Origin of the sequence: Stenotrophomonas sp. LST15-1-1.1 (assembly GCF_040815575.1) — a bacterium.
In the GTDB taxonomy this organism is placed as follows: domain Bacteria; phylum Pseudomonadota; class Gammaproteobacteria; order Xanthomonadales; family Xanthomonadaceae; genus Stenotrophomonas; species Stenotrophomonas lactitubi_B.
Window position 1 is genome coordinate 141,685 of record NZ_JBFPNJ010000034.1, and the last position, 18,640, is coordinate 160,324.

The following is an 18,640-nucleotide window of genomic DNA, read 5'->3' on the forward strand; positions in this document are numbered from 1 at the left end:
AAATCGTCCACGCATGGCGTGGATCTACCATTTCACGCGCGGCCCGCAATAATGGTGGTCGATCCTTCCGCCGAGCCTGCATGTCCGCACGCGAATCCCGCCTCAGTCGTCTGTGGGCCCACGAGAAGGCCAGCTATGGCCTGCGGGTGTTCATTGCCCTGACAGCGGCCCTGGCCGTGTGCTGGCACCTGGATGCGCTGACTGCACTGCCCGGTGTGTTCCTCGGCATCATCGCCAGCGCGATTGCCGAGACCGATGACAACTGGTGGGGCCGGACCAAGGCCGTGCTGCTGTCGCTGCTGTGCTTCTGCCTGGCGGCGGCCTCGGTGATCTGGCTGTTCCCCTGGCCGTGGATCTTCATCACGGCCCTGGCGCTGTCCACGTTCGGCCTGACACTGCTCGGCGCACTCGGCGAGCGCTACGCGTCCATCGCCCAGGCCACCGTCACCCTGGCCATCTACACCATGATCGGCCTGGAACAGCATGGCGCCCACGACCTGCACAGTGCGCTGGACGCGGTCAGCCACCTGCTGGCGGGTGCGGTCTGGTACGGGCTGCTGTCGATCCTGTGGACCACGTTGTTCGCCAACCGGCCGGTACGCGAGCGCGTGGCCCGCCTGTACGTGGAACTGGGCCGTTACCTGCAGCTCAAGGCCGCCCTGTTCGAACCCGTGCGCGAGGCGGACCTGCAGCGCCGCCAGCTCGACCTGGCCGAACAGAACCGCCGCGTGGTCGGCGCGCTGAACGAGGCTAAGACGGCGATCCTGGCGCGTTTTGGTCGCTCCGGCCGGCCCGGCGTCAACTCCGGCCTGTACCTGCGCCTGTATTACATGGCACAGGATTTCCATGAGCGCGCCAGCTCCTCACACTATCCGTACGGCGCGCTGGTCGATGCGTTCTTCCACAGCGACGTGCTGTACCGCTGCCAGCGCCTGCTCGACCTGCAGGGCCAGGCGTGTGCACGGCTGGGCGAAGCGATCCGGCTGCGCCGCCCGTTCGTCTACGGCGAGAGCAACCAGCAGGCCGGGCGCGATCTGGCCGATGCGCTGACCTACCTGCGCGACCAGCAACGTCCGCAATGGCAGCGCCTGCTCGGCTCGCTGGACCTGCTGGTACACAACCTGCGCAGCATCGAGCGCCGCCTGCTCGATGCCGAACGTTCCGAAGCCAGCCTGGACAACGTCGACACCCGCCTGCGCGACAGCAACCCGCACACGCTGCGCGAAATGGGCGTGCGCCTGCGCCAGCAGCTCACCCCGGGCTCGGTGCTGTTCCGCCATGGCCTGCGCATGGCGCTGGCACTGATCGCCGGTTTCGTTGCCGTCCATCTGTTCAATGCACAGAACGGCTCGTGGGTGTTGCTGACCATCGTGTTCGTGTGCAGGCCCAGTTTCGGCGCCACCCGCCAGCGCCTGGCCCAGCGCATCGTCGGTACGCTGGCCGGCCTGGTACTGACCTGGGCGCTGCTGCAGCTGTTCCCCCTGCTGGAGATCCAGCTGCTGATCGCGCTGCTGTCGGCGCTGCTGTTCTTCTTCACCCGTTCCGACCGCTATCTGGTCGCCTCAGCGGCCATCACGGTGATGGCGCTGACCTGCTTCAACCTGATCGGCGACGGCTTCGTGCTGATTGTGCCGCGCATGGTCGATACGATCCTCGGCTGCGCGATCGCCGCAGCGGCCGCGTTCCTGATCCTGCCGGACTGGCAGGGTCGACAGCTGCACCGCGTGCTGGCGCGGGTGCTGGATACCGCCGCCCGCTATCTGGAATCGGTGCTGGGCCAGTACCGCAGCGGCATGCGCGACGATCTGGCCTACCGCATCGCCCGCCGCGACATGCACAACGCCGATGCCGCGCTGTCCACCGCCCTGTCGAACATGCTGCGCGAACCGGGCCACGTGCGCCGCAACCTCGATTCCGGTTTCCACTTCCTGGCGTTGTCCAACACCCTGCTCGGGCATCTGTCGGCGTTGGGTGCACACCGCGACCAGGTCGACAGCTACGCGGGCGATCCACTGGCGCTGGCCGCTGGCGAGCGGGTGCGCAAGGCACTGCAGCAGCTGGCATCGGCATTGACTGCGCAGCAGCCGGTGTCGGAGGAGGACAACGACGCCGATCGTGCGGTGGCTGCGGAACTGGAGCAGCTCGATGACACGATGCCGCCGAAACTGCAGCTGATCCGCACGCAGATGGCGCTGGTGCTGCGGATGCTGCCGAAGGTGAGAGCGGCGGCGAATGGTGCCGTGCGTGGTTTGAGCTGACGGCATCCACGCGTGGCGTGGATCTACGGGTGCGGCTGACGGCCGTGCAACATCGTGTTGCGTCCACAGAGGCATTCCGATCACGCCCGGGCGCCGATACTGCCGTGTCGCCCACGCAGGATCTCCCCCATGAAGATCGAACTCAACGACCGCACCGCGCTGGTCACCGCGTCCACCGCCGGCATCGGCCACGCCATCGCACAGGGGCTCGCCGCCGCCGGCGCGCAGGTCATCCTCAATGGCCGCAGTGCCGACAGCGTGGAACGTGCGCGCCAGCGCCTGCTGGCTGCCCTCCCCGGGGCCAATGTGCTGGGCGTGGCCGCCGACCTGTCCGACGCCAGCGGTGTCGACACGCTGCTGGCCGGCCTGCCGGGGAAGGTCGACATCCTGGTCAACAATGCCGGCATCTTCGGCCCGCAGGACTTCTTCGAGACCGACGATGCCACCTGGGAGCAGTACTGGCAGACCAACGTCATGTCCGGCGTGCGCCTGTCGCGCGCCCTGCTGCCGGCGATGGTCGACGCCGGCTGGGGCCGAGTGTTGTTCATCTCCTCGGAATCGGCACGCAACATCCCCGCCGACATGATCCATTACGGCGTCAGCAAGACCGCGCAGCTGTCGCTGTCGCGCGGCCTGGCCAAGCGCGTGGCCGGCAGCGGCGTCACCGTCAATGCGGTGCTGCCCGGCCCTACGTTGTCCGACGGCTTCGCAACGATGTTCGAAGAAGAACGCGCGCGCACCGGCAAGCCGCTGGAACAGATCGGCCGTGAGTTCGTGATGGCCCATCGCCCTGCGTCGGTGATCCAGCGCGCGGCCACGGTCGAGGAAGTGGCCAACATGGTGGTCTACCTCGCCTCGCCGCAGGCGTCTGCCACCTCCGGCGCAGCGTTGCGGGTCGATGGCGGCGTGGTCGACGATATCGTCTGAGGTTCTCAGGTGTGCGGACCAACGGTCCGCACCCACCGATGGGGTCTGAGTAGATCCACGCCATGCGTGGATGCATGCCGCCACGGTCCCGACAGATGGGCAGGAATGCTAGGCTGCGCCGGTCCAAGGAGGTTCCATGTCCGGTCACAACCAGTTCGCCCTGCTGCGCCAGCGCCGTTTCCTGCCGTTCTTCATCGTGCAGGGGTTGGGTGCCTTCAACGACAACGTGTACCGGCAGGCGATCATCGGCCTGCTGTTCTACCTCGGCGTGGCCGAGAGCGAGCGCACGCTGTACACCAACCTGGCGCCGGCGCTGTTCATCCTGCCCTACTTCCTGTTCTCCGCCCTGGCCGGGCAGATCGCGGAAAAGCTGGAGAAGTCGCGACTGATCGTGATCACCACCACCATGGAGATCGTGATCATGACGCTGGCGGCGGTGGGCTTTCTCACCGAGAGCCTGCCGGTGCTGCTGGTGGCCCTGTTCTGCACGGGCCTGCAATCCACCCTGTTCGGTCCGGTGAAGTACTCGGTGCTGCCCTCGGTACTGCGCCCGGAAGAACTGACCGGTGGCAATGGCCTGGTCGAGATGGGCACGTCGATGTCGATCCTGACCGGCATGATCGTCGGCGGCCTGGTGTTCACCCTGGCCGGCACTCATGGACCGATCGTGGCCGCCACGGCGGTCATCGCGCTGGCGATCTGCGGAAACCTCGCCGCGCGCATGATCCCCAAGGTCGATGCCGGCGCCCCTGATCTGAAGATCAACTGGAATCCGATCCCCGAATCGCTGGCGGTGCTGCGCATGGCCAGGAAACAGAAATCGGTACGCAACGCCATCCTCGGGGTGTCCTGGTTCTGGTTCGTCGGCACCATCCTCACCGCGCAGCTGCCGTCCTATGCGGTCACCAACCTCGGTGGCGAGCCCACCCTGTACATCTTCGCGCTGGCGCTGTTCTCGGTGGGCACCGGCATCGGTTCGCTGCTGTGCGAAAAACTGTCGGCGCGCACGGTGGAGATCGGCCTGGTGCCACTGGGCGCGTTCGGCATGACCGCGTTCCTGCTGGACCTGTACTTCGCGCGCGCCGGTGAAGCCACTGCGCAGGGCCTGTCGGTCACCCAGTTCGTACACCAGGCGGGCAGCATCCGCATCATCATCGACCTGCTCGGCATCGGCCTGTTTACCGGCTTCTTCGTGGTGCCGCTGTTTGCGTTGATCCAGAGCCGCACGCCGAAGTCGGAGATGTCGCGCGTGTTCGCCGCGCTGAACATCCAGAACTCCGGTTTCATCGTCGCTGCGGCGGTACTTGGCCTGCTCACCCAGCGCCTGCTCGGCTGGACCATCCCACAGTTGTTCCTGGCACTGGCCATCGCCAACGCCGTGGTGGCGATCTACATCTTCACCATCGTCCCCGAATTCCTGATGCGTTTCCTCAGCTGGGTGATGGTGCGCACGCTGTATCGCCTGCGCCCGCATGGCATCGAGGGCAACGTGCCCGATGAAGGCGCCGCGCTGCTGGTCTGCAACCACGTCAGCTACATGGATGCGCTGATCCTGTCGGCGACGATTCCGCGCCCGGTGCGCTTCGTCATGTACTACAAGATCTTCAACATCCCGGTCATGCGCTGGATCTTCCGCACCGCCAAGGCGATTCCGATCGCCGGTGCGCGCGAAGACCCGGCGCTGATGCAGCGTGCGTTCGATGAGGTCGATGCCGCACTCGCCGAGGGCGAGCTGGTGTGCATCTTCCCGGAAGGCGCACTGACCCGCGACGGCACGATGGCAGCGTTCAAATCCGGCGTTGAGAAGATCCTCGAACGCCGCCCGGTGCCGGTGGTGCCGATGGCCCTGCGCGGCATGTGGTCGAGCATGTGGAGCCGCCGCGACACCCGCCTGGGCCGCATGCGCGTGCCGCGCCGGTTCCGGGCGACCGTAGAGGTGGTCGCGGCACCGGCGGTGGATGGCCAGTCCACCGATGCCGCCGCCCTGGAGGCCCAGGTCCGTACCCTGCGCGGCGATCTCGCCTGAGGGGCCGATCACGCCGAAGCGTGCCCTGAAAGCCGGCGCCAAGCGCCGGCTTTTTCTTGTCCCGTCAAGCGCCAAAGGCGACGGGATCTGGCTGTAACCGCATACATGCGTCGCAGGTTGCGGTAGATTACGCACCCACAGGGGGGAGGTTCGGCCTGTCTACGACACGCCGACCGCCAAGGAATGGAGTCTTGCTTTGAATCAACCGCCACCGCTCAGCCGTCCGGTCTACATCCCCAACCATCTGGTCTGGGCGATCCTGACGACGCTGTTCTGCTGCCTGCCGTTGGGCGTGGTGTCGATCGTGTATGCCGCCCAGGTCGATGGTCGCCGCGCGGCCGGTGACCTGCCGGGGGCCTACAGCGCGTCGCGCAAGGCGGGCTGGTGGGCGGTGGCTTCGGCCGTCGCCCTGCCGGTCCTGTTGCTGTTGTGGTTCGGGCTGTTCGGCGGCTTGGCCGTGCTGGGCGCTCTATCCGACCTTTGATTCACCACTACCACCCATCGAGGAGCTTGAACCATGAACACCAGTACCCCGCAGGTCCCCAACAATCTGGTCTGGGCCATCCTGTCCACCCTGTTCTGCTGCCTGCCGGCCGGCATCGTGTCGATCGTCTACGCCGCCCAGGTCAACGGCAAGCTGGCAGCCGGCGACCTCGCCGGTGCCCGTGAATCGGCCGACAAGGCCAAGAAGTGGGCCATCTGGTCGGCCATCGCTGCAGTCGTGGTTGGCGTCCTGTACGTCATCCTGATCATGGCCGTTGGCGGCCTGGGCGCCCTGAGCGGCGGCAACGGCAGCTACTGATGCCCGCGACGGGGTCCGGCCACGCGCCGGATCCCGCTCCCGCATGTCCGCACTTCCCGCGCGTTCCCGCCTGGCCCGCTGGGCTCCCCTGCTGGCCGCATCCGGCCTGGCGGCAGGTGCCGCCGTGGTCCTGCGCCACGTCAATCCGTACGTCTCCGGCAATCCGCTGCCGGGCTGTCCGCTATATGCACTGACCGGGTTCTACTGCCCCGGCTGCGGCAGCACGCGCTGCCTGTATTCACTGGTCCACTTCGACCTGCCCGGCGCGATGGCGATGAACCCGTTGCTGGTCATCAGCCTGCCCTTCCTGTTCCTGATGCTGCTCAACATGGCTGGCGTGCGCCCGCGCGTGCTCGATCCTCTGATGCGGATACTGGCCAGCCCGACGTTCTGGCTGTGGCTGCTGCCGGGCTATGCCGTGCTGCGCAACCTGCCGTGGGCGCCGTTCACCGCGCTGGCTCCGGTGTAGTTTCCCGCCAACGGCGCAGCCCCTCGTGGTGGTCGTTGAAGGCAGAAGCCGTGGGGGTTGGCCGGGCGGGTGGGCTGCGCAGGGGCCGCTGCAAGTACGTCCATGTAAGCTCGGTCGCCGCATCCATGCGGCTTACGCCCCTGCGCAACCCACCCGCCCGGCCACGGACAATTTCCGTGCGCGTCCACCACGGAAAAGAAAGAGAAGATCAAAAGCGGAAGCGGATCGCTTCGCTCTGCATCCACGCATGGCGTGGATCTACCGTGTCGACCAAGGTCGACACCTACCAACAGCCGCCGGAACCTGTCGGGGGTGGGGCAGTGTGGGGCTGCGGGACCGTTGGCGCCATGGGCCCGAGGCATGCCTCGGGCGGGTTGGGCAGGAGGCCCAACCCCGGTCTTGCCGTGTGCGCAGGACAGCGCACACGAGCAAGGCGCCATCGAGCCCCCATGGGTGAGGGCGCTTTGCTTGCGAAGCACTGCTTCGCAAGCGCCCGAACGCCCAGCCGCTAGCGGCTGGGCCGGTCTGGGGGTTCACGGCGTGTCCTGCTGTCCCACACCGCCCCGCCCAACCCTCAGCAACCCAGAGCCGCTTTGGCTTTGGCTTTGGCCTCTGCAGGTGCAGGGCTGCAAGCCCTGCAAAGCAACTACGTCACCCAGCCTGCGATCACCAGCAACGCCAGCACCGCCAGCCACAGCAGCAGCATCCGCCACACCAGGCTCATCGCATCGCGCAGGTCCGGCAACCGCTGCCACACCGGCAGCAGGCCGGCTTCGGTGTAATCATGCGCATCTTCGCGCAACTCGGCATTGACGCTGGCACGCGCCACCGCGCCCAGGAAACCAATGCCGCCGGCCAACCGCTCACCATGCGCCTGCCGCCATGCCTTCCAGGCGGTGTCGAAGTTGCCGACCAGGGCCATCGAGAACGCCATCAACTGCGCCACCGGCCACTCGATCCAGCCCAGCAGCCGCTGCGCCAGCGCCAGCGGTTCCACCGGCACGCGCGCGCGCATCGGGCTTTCCGCCATCAATGCCAGCAGGCGATAACCGAGCGCACCCACCGGCCCCAGCAGCAGGAACCAGAACAGCACCGCGAACCAGCGCCGCAGTGCGTTGAGCACGGTCGCCTCGACCAGCGAAGGAACATCCTCGCGCAGGCTGCCACCGGCCGACTGCAGGTTGCGTACCGCCGCCTGCCGGGTCGGTGCATCATCGGCATCGATGATCGCTTCAATGTCGCGGTCCAGATCCCGTGGGCCCCAGCACCAGGCCAGCACGGCCACGCCCAGCAGCAGCGCCGGAAGGCCGAACAGCACCCCGCGCAGCAGCCAGGCGACCAACGCCATCAGCAGCAGTGGCGGTACGATCGCCAGCGCCACACCGGCGGCCCCCTGCCAGGCCCGACCACCGTGCGCGTCCAGCCAGCCCAGCCAGCGCCGGAAGCCGTCGAAACGGCGCAGCGACGCGGCAGCGGCCGGGGCGACATGGCCGAGGGCCAGTGCCACCAACACGGCGACCAGGGTGGTGAACATGGCAGGTCTCCCTACGAGCAAGCGTTCGGCGTCGCTACCTTACCTGTCGCAGCGTCGCCGTCAGCGGTGAACCGTACTGTAACCGGCAGCGTGTTCAGGTGGCGGCAATGCTGACGCCGCCGGACGCAGGTTGCTGGCGGTACCAATGCTCGATCAAGCCCCGCGAAATGGAGATCGGCGGTGACAGACGGATGCCTTCACCATCGTCCTCAACGTCGCGCGCGAGGGCCGCACCCACCTCCTCGGCGCTGAACCAACGCGCGTCTTCCAGCTCACCGTCCACGGTCGGCACGTCGTCCTGTGCCTGCGCACGGAAACCGACCATCAACGCACCGGGGAACGGCCAGGGCTGCGAGCCCAGGTACTGGCAGGCGGTCACCCGCACCTTGCTCTCTTCGTGCACTTCGCGCGCTACGGTCTGCTCGAAGGTCTCGCCCGGCTCGACAAAGCCGGCCAGCACCGAATAGCGGCGCGGGGCCCAGTTGGACTGGCGGCCCAGCAGCAGCCGTCCCTGGTTCTCCACCGCGACGATCACTGCCGGATCAACGCGCGGATAGTGCTCGGTCGCGCACTGCGGGCAGCGGCCGACGAAGCCACCACGGGCGAACGTCACGGCCGTGCCGCAGACCCCGCAGAAGCGGGTACGCGATTGCCAGTAGGACATGCCGCGGGCGTAGCTGAAGGCGGTGGCATCGGCCACGGTCCACAGCAACGCGGCCTGGCGCAGATCGAGGCGGCGTGGGGCGGTGACGGTCACGCTGGCAGCTTCCACCGAGAACCACGCCTGCTCGCCACGCAGGCCGAGGAAGATCGCCACACCGGGCCCGCCACCGACATCAGCGCCGGTCAGCGCCAGTGGCTGGTCGTCGTCACCGGTGAAGGCGGTGCCGTCCTGGTCCAGGACAAGAATGCGCGCATCCGGCCACAGGCGCGCCAGAGCATCGGCATCTTCGCGCATGGCATCGGCGCGCTCCAACGGTTCACCCACGAAGGCAAAACCGGAAAGCGGCGAAGGAGAAGTGAGCATCCAGCTAGCCTGCCGCCAATCGATGCGGGTGGCAAGCCGCAGACGTTGCGGAAAACCGCCTGTGGGTGCAGAAAAGGCCATCCACGCATGGCGTGGATCTACCGACGGCACCGTGCAGGGCGCATGCCCCACGCCCTGCAGTTACATGCTGAAACTGCTGCCGCAGCCGCAGGTGGTCTTGGCGTTCGGATTGCGGATCACGAACTGCGCACCGGTCAGGCTCTCGGTGTAATCCACCTCGGCGCCCATCAGGTACTGCAGGCTGAGCGGATCGACCAGCAGGGTGACCCCGCTGGTCTGCACCGCCAGGTCATCGCCGGCACGGTTCTCATCGAACTCGAACCCGTACTGGAAGCCCGAACAGCCGCCGCCCTCGATGTACACGCGCAACGACAGGTCGGGGTTGCCCTCGTCCTGGATCAGTTCCTTGACCTTGGCCGCAGCGGCCTCGGTGAAGTTCAGCGGCCGATCCAGCGACTGGTAGTCGGGCGCGGCGGCCGGCGTGGCGCCGGGGAGGGAGACGAGCGTGTTCATGGGCTCAGCATGGGGGCGCGGGCGATGGCTTTCAAGCCATCGCCTCGGCCAGCTTGCGGCGGGCAGCGGTGTCGCCCTTGCCGTCAGCGGACGCTTCGCCTTCCGGCGCCGGCAGGGCCTGCATCGGGGCGCTGGCATGGATCAGCCGGCCGTTCAGCTGGGCGCCCGCATTCATTTCCACCACCTGGTAATGAACGTTGCCGTTGACCCGGGCACTCGGGGTCAGTTCAACCTTCTCGGTGGCATGCACGTCGCCGTCCAGGCGGCCACTGATGACCACCACCTGGGCACGGATCTCGCCTTCGATCACGCCGTGCTCGGCGAGGGTCAGGGTCGCCGCGCTGGCGCCCTCCTGGGCGATCACCTTGCCGTGGATGCGACCTTCCACGTAAAGACCACCACTGAATTCCACATCGCCACGGATCACCACCTGGTTGCCGATCAGGGCATCCACCACCAGTTGGCCATCACGGCTCGATTTGCTGCTTCCGAACATCTGCCTACTCCCCTTTGCTGGCCGGTGCGCCGGCCTGTTTCCAGTCGAATACCTGCGTGGTGCCCCCCGCACCACTCCCCAATGTCACCTTCACCCGTTGCGGGGTGAAGTCAGCCGGCAGCATCACGCTGCCGGTGAGCTGCTGGAAGTACCGGAACGAGTAATCCTGTCCCGGCACCTTGCTGCGCTGGTGCAGCTCGTCCCAGCTGATGGTGGCCAGCTTGCCGTTCTTCACGCCTTCCACCGTGAAACGCATCTGCCCCTGGCTGATCGCCCCGCGGTTGAGGTTCTGGGTCAGCACCACGCTGTACTGCCAGGTGCCGGCCGATTCCGGGCTGAATTCAATCGAATGGGTGTTCAGGCCCTTGCGCTGGCTGGTCGATCCCACCAGGCGTTCGTAGAAGGCGACATCAGCGCGCAGGCCGGCGATCTCTTCATCGCGCTCGGCCAGCGAGGACTGCACTTCATTGTTGGCGGCGCGGCTGATGCGGTCCGACGCTTCCAGCGTGGCCTGCTTCTGCTGCAGCTCGGTCAGCTGGGTCTGCAGGGTATCGGCGCGCTTCTCGGCCGCCTGCACACGCTGTCCCTGTTCACCGCGCGGTGCGCCCAGCCAGCAGCCCCCCAGCACCGCGAGCACCAGGCTCAGCAGCCAGATGCCCGCGATCACCAGCAGGCGACGGCGGTCGGCAGGGGGGTGCGGCGAACCGGGAAGGCGGACCTGCACACGCATGGGAGGGCGGTTGTTCATGGGTAGTCTCCGTGGCATCGCAGTGGCGACGCCAGTACGGCCCCTTGGGCAAACGACGGGCTAGTGTATGACAGGAACGGCAGGTTTCCCCCGTGCCGGCCGGCGGCGGGCGGTGGCATTCAGCCACTCCATCGTCGATAGTGTGGCACCCCGCACAGTTCCGCCGCCGGAGCCCGTCATGACCGAAGCCCACCTGTTCGTGATCGGCATCCTGCTGGCCTGGCTGGCCGGCATCCGCGTCTACCTCACCGTATTTGGCGTCGGCATCGCCGGCCTGCTCGGCTGGGTCGACCTGCCTCCGGCGCTGCAGGCCACCGAATCGTGGTGGGTGCTGGGCACATCGGCAGCGCTGGCCATCGCCGAATTCTTCGCGGACAAGATTCCCGGCGTGGATTCAGCCTGGGACCTGGTGCAGACCTTGGCGCGCGTGCCCGCCGGCGCCTTCCTCGCGGCAGCGACACTGTCGCCGGACGGCGACCTGGGTACCGGTGCACTGGTGGCGGGCGCGGGCGTTGCACTGGCCAGCCACGGCCTGAAGGCCGGCACCCGCGCCCTGCTCAACACGTCGCCGGAACCGGCCAGCAACTGGGTCGCCTCTGCGGCCGAAGATACCGTGGTGATCGGCGGGCTGGCGCTCGCATTGGCGCATCCGTGGATCGCGCTGGTGGTGGTGCTGGCCTGCAGCCTGGCCGGCGCACTGCTGGTCTGGCTGGTCTGGCGCACCCTGTGGAAAAGCGTGCGCTGGTTGGCACGTGGTGGCAGCGACGACGGACAACGACAACCCCGTACCGGCTGATCGGCAGGCTTGTCGCATAATGGCCGCGAACACCAGGAGCATCGATGGCCGCAAACGAATCCGCCGCGGGCCCCCGCCCGGGACGCGCTGAAACCCCTCCGGCCGATCATTGGCAACGTTGGGCCGCCCCCTTGGCTGCGGCGACGCCTGCCGAGGCAGTACCGGCCATGCCACAGGCATCCACCCTGTCAGCACCCAGCGACGGTACCCGGCTGGCTCCGCCGCCGCCCCTGCCCTCCACCGCGACACTGCCGGAGGCCGGCAACAGTGACATGGCGCCTGTCGACGCCGACTCGCCCTACCGCGTGCTGATCGTCGAAGACGACCGTGCCCAGGCGCTGTTCGCGCAGAGCGTGCTGCACGGCGCCGGCATGCAGGCGATCGTGCTTGGCGATGCCGATGGCGTGCAGCAGGCCATCCGCGAGCAGCGTCCCGACCTCATCCTGATGGATCTGCACCTGCCCGGGCTGGATGGCATGCGGCTGACCGCGATGATCCGCCAGCAGCCCGGCATGCAGCTGCTGCCGATCGTGTTCCTCAGCGGCGACCCGGACCCGGAGCGCCAGTTCGAGGTGCTCGACTGCGGTGCCGACGACTACCTGAGCAAGCCGATCCGGCCGCGCCACCTGATCGCCGCAGTGGCCAACCGTATCCGCCGCGCACGCGCGCAGGCCGCCACCCTACCGGGTGCCAATGGCGCACCGGCGACCAGCAACCCGGAAACCGGACTGCCCACGCGCCACCATGTGCTGCAGCAGCTCAACGCGACGCTCGCCCAGCACGAACGCGGTGGCGTGTTCTTCGTCGAAATCTCCAGCGCTCTGGGCCTGCGCGAGCGCTACGGCTACGCGGCCTTCGAACGGCTGATGGTGCAGGCCGGGCAACGCCTTGCCGAGGCCGGCCATCCGCACCTGCTGGCGCGCCTGAACGACAACAGCTTCCTGCTGCTGGCGCGCAACATCGACGAGGAAAGCCTGGAAGCGATCGCCGGCACCCTGCGCGAGCAGCTGTCCGCGCGCGCCTTCGTGATCCGCGATGACGAATCGGTGCACCTGCGTGGTGTGGTCGGCTACGCGCCGCTGTCGCCGGGTTTCGACGATGCCAGCAGCGCCCTGGAAGCGGTCGAACGCACCACCCTGCAGGCGCGCCTGCTCAGTGCCGGCGTGGCCGGCCACGTGCATCGCCAGATCACGACCGAACAGGAACACCTGGCGCTGTTGGAAGGCCAGCTGGAGCTCGCTTACCAGCCGATCGTCGCCGTCGCCGGCGGCAGCAGTGCGCAGTACCAGCTGCTGCTGCGCCTGCGCCGTGCCGATGGCAGCGTGCTGACCGCCGGTCAGGTGATTCCGGCGGCCGAAGCTGCCGGCCGCATCGCCGATCTTGACCAGCAGGTGCTGGAGCATGCGATGGGCCTGCTCGACCTGTATCGCCACGCCACCCAACCGCTGAACCTGTTCGTTTCGCAGTCGCTGCGTACCCTGCAGCGCGATGCCTTCGCTGACTGGCTGCTGGAATCGCTGCAGCAACGCCGCCTGCCCGGCAGCGCGCTGGTGATCGACGTGCGCCTGCCCGATGCGCTGATCCACACCGTGCCGTTGCAGCAGTTCTGCCAGCGCATGGCCAGCGTCGGCGTGCGCTTCTGCCTGAGCCAGTTCGAACCGGGCAGCGAAGCGCTTGCTCTGCTCACCCAGCTGCCGCTGTCGTTCGTGCGCATGGCCGCACGCTTTTCCAGCAGCCACTCCAACCCGGATACGCGCGAAGAACTGCGCCAATCGATCGAGCAGGCGCATGCCGCCGGCCTGCAGATCATCGGCCAGCAGATCGAGGATCCGCAGGCCGCGGCCGCGATGTGGGTCGGCGGTGTCGATTACATCCAGGGCAACATGGTGCAGTCGGCCGGCAGCGACCTGAACTTCGACTTCCACAACGCGGTGCTCTGAGTGTCACCGACGGTCGCGCTGCTGGCGGTGTTGGCCTTGGCCATCATCGCCCTGCTGGTACTGGGCCTGCGATTGCGTTCGCGCAATCACACGCTGGCGGCACTGCAGCGCGACCGCATCACCCTGATCAGCGAGCGCGACCAGCTGCGGCGCACCACCGAGCGACAGGGCCAGCTGGAACATCAGCTGCTGCAGGCCAAGCAGGCGGCCGAAGCGGCCGTGCTGGCCAAGGGCGAGTTCCTGGCCACCATGAGCCATGAGATCCGCACGCCGCTCAACGGCATCCTGCCGATGCTGGAGCTGATCGCCCGTGGCCCGCTCGGCGAGGACCAGCGGCAGATGCTGGCCACTGCCTCGGCCAGCTCGCAGCAGCTGTTGCGCATCGTCGATGACATCCTCGATTACTCGCGACTGGAAGCACAGGCACTGGAACTGGAAATCACCAGCTTCAACCTGCGCGAACTGCTCGACGGCGTGGTGCAGCTGCTGCAGCGTGCTGCCGAAGCCAAGGGCCTGACACTGAGCCTGCAGCTGGATCCGGCCGTGCGCCTGCCGGTACGTGGCGACCCGGTACGTCTGCGCCAGGTACTGGGCAACCTGCTGGCCAATGCCATCAAGTTCACCGCACGCGGCCAGGTGCAGCTGCGCGTGCAGCGGCTGGGCGAAGGCCCCGCCCAGCACCAGCTGCGTTTCGAAGTGGTCGACACCGGCATCGGCATCGATGAGGCCCAGCAGGCGCGGCTGTTCCAGTCCTTCAGCCAGGCCGACGCGTCCACCACCCGCATCTACGGTGGCACCGGCCTGGGCCTGGCCATCTGCAAGCGCATCACCGACCTGATGCAGGGCGACATCGGCGTGCGTTCCACCCCGGGACAGGGCGCCACCTTCTGGTTTGAAATACCGCTGCTGAAGGTCCCCGGCGATCTACCTGCGCTGGCACGCGCGCCGGCAGCGCTGCTGCTGTACACCGCCGATGCACAGCTGCAGCCACGCATCGAGCGCATCGCCGCGCACCATGGCCTGCAGGTACAGCTGCTGGCCAGCATCGATGAAGTAGTGGAACGCCTGCGCGTGGCGCCACGTCCGGGCCAGAGCACACCGGCATGGCTGCTGGTGGACGCGCGCCATCGCCGCACTGGCGAGGCGGCCCTGCAGCGGGCCTTGGCCGAGCGCGGTGCCGACGATGCACTGCAGGTACTGTGGCTGCAGGATGATGCGGTTGCAGCGAAGCCGCGCCAGCAGCAGCTGCACAGCACATTCACTGATGCCGCCCTGCACGCGCTGCTGGCGCAGCCAACCGCCACCGCGCGTCCAACAGCGCTGCTGGCCAACGCCGAGGACGCGACGCCGGCCGCCACATTGCCGTCATTGGATCTGCGTGTCCTGCTGGTCGAGGACAACACGGTCAACCGGATGGTGGCCGAGCACCTGCTGCGGGTCTTCCAGTGCCAGGTGCGCAACGCCGCGGACGGCGAGCAGGCGCTCGCACTGCTGCGCGAAGGTGGGATCGACGTCGTGCTGATGGACTGCCAGATGCCGGTGCTTGATGGCTACAGCGCAACACAGCGCTGGCGCAGCGAGGAAGCCGAAGCGGGAAGCACGCGGTTGCCGATCATCGCGATGACCGCCAACGCCATGGCCGGTGATCGCGAGCGCTGCCTGCAGGCGGGCATGGACGACTATCTGTCCAAGCCGATCGCGCGCGAAGCACTGCATGCGTTGCTGCAACGGTGGGGCCGGGTATCCGCGGATCGCGGACATGCAGCGCTGCCGGAACCGGCACGGTCGCCCGCAGCGCCGAGCGTGGTCGACAGCGAAAGCTCACACGATGGCCCGGCACGCTCGACCCCGACTCCACAGCCGGTGCTTGATCGCAGCGTGCTGGATGAACTGCATGCGGTGATCGGTGATGCCGCTGCGCAGATCGTGGCGGTGTTCCTGGAAGACGCGCCGCAGCTGGTGCAGCAGTTGCAGCAGGCAGCGCAGGGCAACGACATCGAACGTCTGCAGGCGCTGTCGCACAGCCTGAAATCGTCCAGCGCCAACGTCGGTGCGCTGTCGCTGTCGGCAGTGGCGCGGCGGATCGAACACGAAGCCCGTAGTGGCAGCCTGCAGCGCCCCGCCGTGGCAGTGGCGCTGCTGGTGGCGGAGTTCGCCCGCGCGCGCGTGGCGCTGACTGGCTACCTCGCCGGCCAGGCGCGCTGAATCACTCTTCGAGCTTGCTCAGCAGGTACTTCGGCTCACCGATGCGCTCGATCAGTTCCAGCTGGGTTTCCAGCCAGTCGATGTGCTCTTCCTCGGAGTCGAGGATCTTCACGAACAGCTGGCGGCTGACGTAGTCGCCGACCGAATCAGCGTAGGCCACCGCTTCGCGCAGGGTGACCACGCCGTCGCGTTCCAGCGACAGATCGCACTGCAGGATCTCGGTCGGGTTCTCACCGATGCGCAGCTTGCCCAGCGCCTGGAAGTTCGGCAGGCCTTCGAGGAACAGAATGCGATCGGCGAGCATGTCGGCATGCTTCATTTCTTCGATCGATTCCTTGTACTCGTGTTCGGCCAGTTCCTTGATGCCCCAGTTCTTCAGCATCTTGGCGTGCAGGAAGTACTGGTTGATCGCGGTCAGCTCGTTGTAGAGGACCTTGTTGAGGAATTCGATGACCTTGGTGTCGCCCTTCATGGGGATGCTCCTGCACGCTGAAATCGCGGGCACTGTAACGCCTTGCGCGCGCGCGTGAAGGAACGCGAATCGTGCGCATTGGCCAGTGCAGCCAGCAATGAAGACCAGGAGAGCGCGGCGTCAACGCGCCGCGAAACGACTCAGGCGACCTGCGCCAGACCCAACACCGGCAGCGGCAGATCGTGGGTGGCACGTGCCTTGGCCAGCAGGTCGCCGGCCATGTCCAGGCAGGAACCGCAGGTAGCGCCGCATCCGGTACGCATGGTCAGCTCGGCCACCGACGTGACGCCATGGCTGGCGGCTTCGCGGATCTGGTGGTCGGTAACACCGTTGCAGATGCAGACGTACACGGGCGGGAACCAGGGCAGCAGGCCAGTAGCGGCCTGGTCGCTATTCCAATGGAAACGAGAATGGTTGTCAATCAGAGACCTGAACCATTCTCGATATGGTTCAGCGTCCAGCCGAACCCGCCCGCCCTAACGGGCTACAGACGCAGCAGGCCAAGTGCCAGCACCGGTGCACTGAAGAAGACGATCAGCCACTGCACGCCCCCACCTGCTGCTCTCAGCCGAAGCAGGTGATCCGCCAGGAACAGCGCACATGCACAGGTCGCGAAGGCGACGCATACCCCCAGCGCAAGCGGCATCCATGCGATGTCGCCGAGAACCACCACGCTCAACAGCAGCCAGGGGAGGCTTGCCAAGCGGACAACCAGTCCCTGCCGGAAATAGCCGGCAGCGCTGTGTTGCGACCGATCGATCCGCTCATTGCGCAGCCTGCGCGTCAAACCGCCCCCGGTTCACCCTTGGCTTTCCGCGGCCAGTACCCGCCGCGCATGGGCGTGCGCTTCCTGGGCCTGTCATGGCCGGCGGCGTGGCCAGGCATCCAGGCCTCGGCAGCGCTCTTGGGCATGGCACTGATGCCCTGCCCCGCCACTCCCTGGGCCAACGGCGCCAGATGTCGCAGAGCACGCGCATAGACGCCACGCTTGAACACCACCACATGCTCCACCGGGTACCAGAAGTCGACCCAGCGCCAATGATCGAACTCGGGAGAGTCGGTATGGTCCAGGCTGACGTGGGCCTCGTCACCGGTCAGGCGCAGCAGGAACCAGACCTGCTTCTGGCCGATGCAGACCTGGCGTTCATTGCGGCGGATGGCACGCGCCGGCAGCTTGTAACGCAGCCAGCCCGGTGTCGCCCCAAGCACTTCAACGTGCTCCGGCAACAGCCCGGTCTCTTCCTGCAGTTCACGATACATGGCCTCGACAGGCGTCTCGTCGGTGTTCATGCCACCCTGCGGGAACTGCCAGCCATCCCGGCGCACACGTCGTGCCCAGAACACCTGCCCGTCCTGCCGCATCAGCACGATGCCGACGTTCGGTCGATAGCCGTCCGGATCGATCACGATGCGGACTCCTAAGAAAATCTACTGGTTGGGACTATCCCATGCCGTCTGTCGGGCCACAAGCACGATACAAAGGTGTTGACAGTCCTCGTACACATCAGCAGAATAGCGGGCTCACCAAGGCTATGTAGCTCAGCCGGTTAGAGCACAGCACTCATAATGCTGGGGTCGGTGGTTCGAGTCCACCCATAGCCACCACGTTGAAGTTGTTTTTCAATGTGAAAAGTGAGAAAATAGTTACACGTTACATTGCCCCTTAGCCAAGCGGTAAGGCACCTGACTCTGACTCAGGCATCGGTGGTTCGAATCCATCAGGGGCAGCCAAATTAAACGCAAAAGGCCAGATCGAAAGATCTGGCCTTTTGCGTTTAATCTGGTCACGCATTCCACCTTATCCCCGCGCCTGTCGGCGCACCCCCTTGAACATCAAGGGGGCTCTCCTCCAGACAGAACTCCAGGGTCGGGTATGCGGAACCACGGGGAGTGCTGGCCGCTGGCCGGCAACCCGGAATGCACACCCCCAGAACGACAAAAGCCCGGCCGAAGCCGGGCTTTTGCTTTTCCAGCCAGCGGGCCTCCGAGGGAGCCCAACCAGGCGCAGCAGATCAGCGCTTGGAGAACTGGGTGGCGCGGCGGGCCTTGTGCAGACCGACCTTCTTACGTTCGACTTCGCGGGCGTCGCGGGTCATGAAGCCAGCCTTGCGCAGCTCGGACTTCAGGGTCTCGTCGTACTCGACCAGAGCACGGGCGATGCCCAGACGGATCGCACCGGCCTGGCCGGTGGTGCCGCCGCCAGCGGCGGTGACCAGGATGTCGAAGCTCTCGGTGTTCTTGGTCAGCTCGAGCGGCTGGCGCACGATCATGCGAGCGGTCTCACGGCCGAAGAACTCGTCCAGCGGACGGCCATTGACGGAGATGTTGCCCGAACCCTTGCGCAGGAACACGCGAGCGGTGGAGGACTTGCGGCGGCCAGTGCCGTAGTTTTGAGTGATAGCCATG

At 66.8% G+C, this 18,640-nt stretch carries 19 protein-coding genes and 2 tRNA genes; 11 read left to right on the plus strand and 10 right to left on the minus strand.

From position 1 onward, the window contains the following. Positions 1–80 precede the first annotated feature (80 nt). The 6 genes from yccS (at position 81) to MRBLST15_RS20710 (ending at position 6,482) form a co-directional block, all read left to right on the plus strand. Positions 81–2,258, plus strand: a complete 2,178-nt coding sequence (gene yccS / locus MRBLST15_RS20685; protein WP_367787770.1) for a YccS family putative transporter — start codon at positions 81–83, stop codon at positions 2,256–2,258. 129 nt (positions 2,259–2,387) lie between these two features. Continuing rightward, the gene (locus MRBLST15_RS20690) at positions 2,388–3,185 is read left to right on the plus strand and encodes an SDR family NAD(P)-dependent oxidoreductase (RefSeq protein ID WP_367787773.1); all 798 of its coding nucleotides are present in this window, start codon (positions 2,388–2,390) and stop codon (positions 3,183–3,185) included. A gap of 136 nt (positions 3,186–3,321) precedes the next feature. Next, on the plus strand, positions 3,322–5,211 hold the full coding sequence (locus MRBLST15_RS20695; RefSeq protein WP_265953514.1) for an MFS transporter: 1,890 nt from the start codon (positions 3,322–3,324) through the stop codon (positions 5,209–5,211). Positions 5,212–5,407: 196 nt separating this feature from the next. Continuing rightward, positions 5,408–5,695, plus strand: coding sequence for a CD225/dispanin family protein (locus MRBLST15_RS20700; RefSeq protein WP_089237339.1), 288 nt, complete (start codon positions 5,408–5,410; stop codon positions 5,693–5,695). A gap of 33 nt (positions 5,696–5,728) precedes the next feature. Further along, the gene (locus MRBLST15_RS20705; RefSeq protein WP_265953513.1) at positions 5,729–6,013 is read left to right on the plus strand and encodes a CD225/dispanin family protein; all 285 of its coding nucleotides are present in this window, start codon (positions 5,729–5,731) and stop codon (positions 6,011–6,013) included. A 43-nt stretch (positions 6,014–6,056) separates the two neighbouring features. After that, on the plus strand, positions 6,057–6,482 hold the full coding sequence (locus MRBLST15_RS20710) for a DUF2752 domain-containing protein (protein WP_265953512.1): 426 nt from the start codon (positions 6,057–6,059) through the stop codon (positions 6,480–6,482). A gap of 646 nt (positions 6,483–7,128) precedes the next feature. Here the strand turns inward: MRBLST15_RS20710 and ampE are convergent. The 5 genes from ampE to MRBLST15_RS20735 all read right to left on the minus strand — a co-directional run bounded on the left by ampE (position 7,129) and on the right by MRBLST15_RS20735 (position 10,821). Then, positions 7,129–8,016, minus strand: a complete 888-nt coding sequence (gene ampE, locus MRBLST15_RS20715; protein ID WP_340568720.1) for a regulatory signaling modulator protein AmpE — start codon at positions 8,014–8,016, stop codon at positions 7,129–7,131. 94 nt (positions 8,017–8,110) lie between these two features. Beyond that, entirely contained in the window at positions 8,111–9,043 is a 933-nt protein-coding gene (nudC, locus tag MRBLST15_RS20720; protein ID WP_312704653.1) for an NAD(+) diphosphatase, read from the minus strand. 141 nt (positions 9,044–9,184) lie between these two features. Continuing rightward, the gene (erpA, locus tag MRBLST15_RS20725; protein WP_025874631.1) at positions 9,185–9,577 is read right to left on the minus strand and encodes an iron-sulfur cluster insertion protein ErpA; all 393 of its coding nucleotides are present in this window, start codon (positions 9,575–9,577) and stop codon (positions 9,185–9,187) included. Between the two features lie 31 nt (positions 9,578–9,608). Beyond that, positions 9,609–10,073: a bactofilin family protein gene (locus tag MRBLST15_RS20730; RefSeq protein ID WP_025874630.1), complete on the minus strand. Its 465-nt coding sequence runs from the start codon at positions 10,071–10,073 to the stop codon at positions 9,609–9,611. 4 nt (positions 10,074–10,077) lie between these two features. Continuing rightward, positions 10,078–10,821 (minus strand): DUF6776 family protein, encoded by a 744-nt coding sequence (locus tag MRBLST15_RS20735; RefSeq protein ID WP_265953305.1) that lies wholly within the window; start codon positions 10,819–10,821, stop codon positions 10,078–10,080. A gap of 178 nt (positions 10,822–10,999) precedes the next feature. Between MRBLST15_RS20735 and MRBLST15_RS20740 the strand changes: the two genes are divergently transcribed. From MRBLST15_RS20740 to MRBLST15_RS20750, 3 genes are read left to right on the plus strand one after another with little or no spacing between them, the layout of a single operon-like run. After that, a complete protein-coding gene (locus MRBLST15_RS20740; RefSeq protein WP_025874628.1) occupies positions 11,000–11,617 on the plus strand; it encodes a DUF4126 domain-containing protein in 618 nt (205 codons plus the stop codon). A 44-nt stretch (positions 11,618–11,661) separates the two neighbouring features. Continuing rightward, positions 11,662–13,557, plus strand: a complete 1,896-nt coding sequence (locus MRBLST15_RS20745; protein WP_367787783.1) for an EAL domain-containing protein — start codon at positions 11,662–11,664, stop codon at positions 13,555–13,557. After that, positions 13,558–15,762 carry a hybrid sensor histidine kinase/response regulator gene (locus MRBLST15_RS20750; RefSeq protein ID WP_312704651.1) on the plus strand — a complete coding sequence of 735 codons (2,205 nt, stop codon included), beginning with the start codon at positions 13,558–13,560 and terminating at the stop codon, positions 15,760–15,762. Between the two features lies 1 nt (position 15,763). On the opposite strand, the gene bfr is transcribed toward MRBLST15_RS20750, so the two are convergent. The 4 genes from bfr to MRBLST15_RS20770 all read right to left on the minus strand — a co-directional run bounded on the left by bfr (position 15,764) and on the right by MRBLST15_RS20770 (position 17,641). Next, entirely contained in the window at positions 15,764–16,234 is a 471-nt protein-coding gene (gene bfr / locus MRBLST15_RS20755) for a bacterioferritin (protein ID WP_025874625.1), read from the minus strand. 140 nt (positions 16,235–16,374) lie between these two features. Beyond that, the gene (locus MRBLST15_RS20760) at positions 16,375–16,584 is read right to left on the minus strand and encodes a (2Fe-2S)-binding protein (protein WP_089237360.1); all 210 of its coding nucleotides are present in this window, start codon (positions 16,582–16,584) and stop codon (positions 16,375–16,377) included. A gap of 134 nt (positions 16,585–16,718) precedes the next feature. Further along, complete coding sequence (locus MRBLST15_RS20765; protein ID WP_367787788.1) at positions 16,719–17,021, minus strand: hypothetical protein; 303 nt, start codon at positions 17,019–17,021, stop codon at positions 16,719–16,721. Further along, positions 17,018–17,641, minus strand: coding sequence for an RNA pyrophosphohydrolase (locus MRBLST15_RS20770; RefSeq protein WP_025874624.1), 624 nt, complete (start codon positions 17,639–17,641; stop codon positions 17,018–17,020). The genes MRBLST15_RS20765 and MRBLST15_RS20770 overlap by 4 nt, the downstream gene beginning before the upstream one ends. A gap of 121 nt (positions 17,642–17,762) precedes the next feature. Between MRBLST15_RS20770 and MRBLST15_RS20775 the strand changes: the two genes are divergently transcribed. Together MRBLST15_RS20775 and MRBLST15_RS20780 are read left to right on the plus strand one after the other, a co-directional pair. After that, positions 17,763–17,839 (plus strand) — tRNA-Met (locus MRBLST15_RS20775). Between the two features lie 52 nt (positions 17,840–17,891). After that, positions 17,892–17,965 (plus strand) — tRNA-Gln (locus MRBLST15_RS20780). 281 nt (positions 17,966–18,246) lie between these two features. Here the strand turns inward: MRBLST15_RS20780 and rpsI are convergent. Beyond that, positions 18,247–18,639: a 30S ribosomal protein S9 gene (gene rpsI / locus MRBLST15_RS20785; RefSeq protein WP_367787791.1), complete on the minus strand. Its 393-nt coding sequence runs from the start codon at positions 18,637–18,639 to the stop codon at positions 18,247–18,249. Position 18,640: the final 1 nt, after the last annotated feature.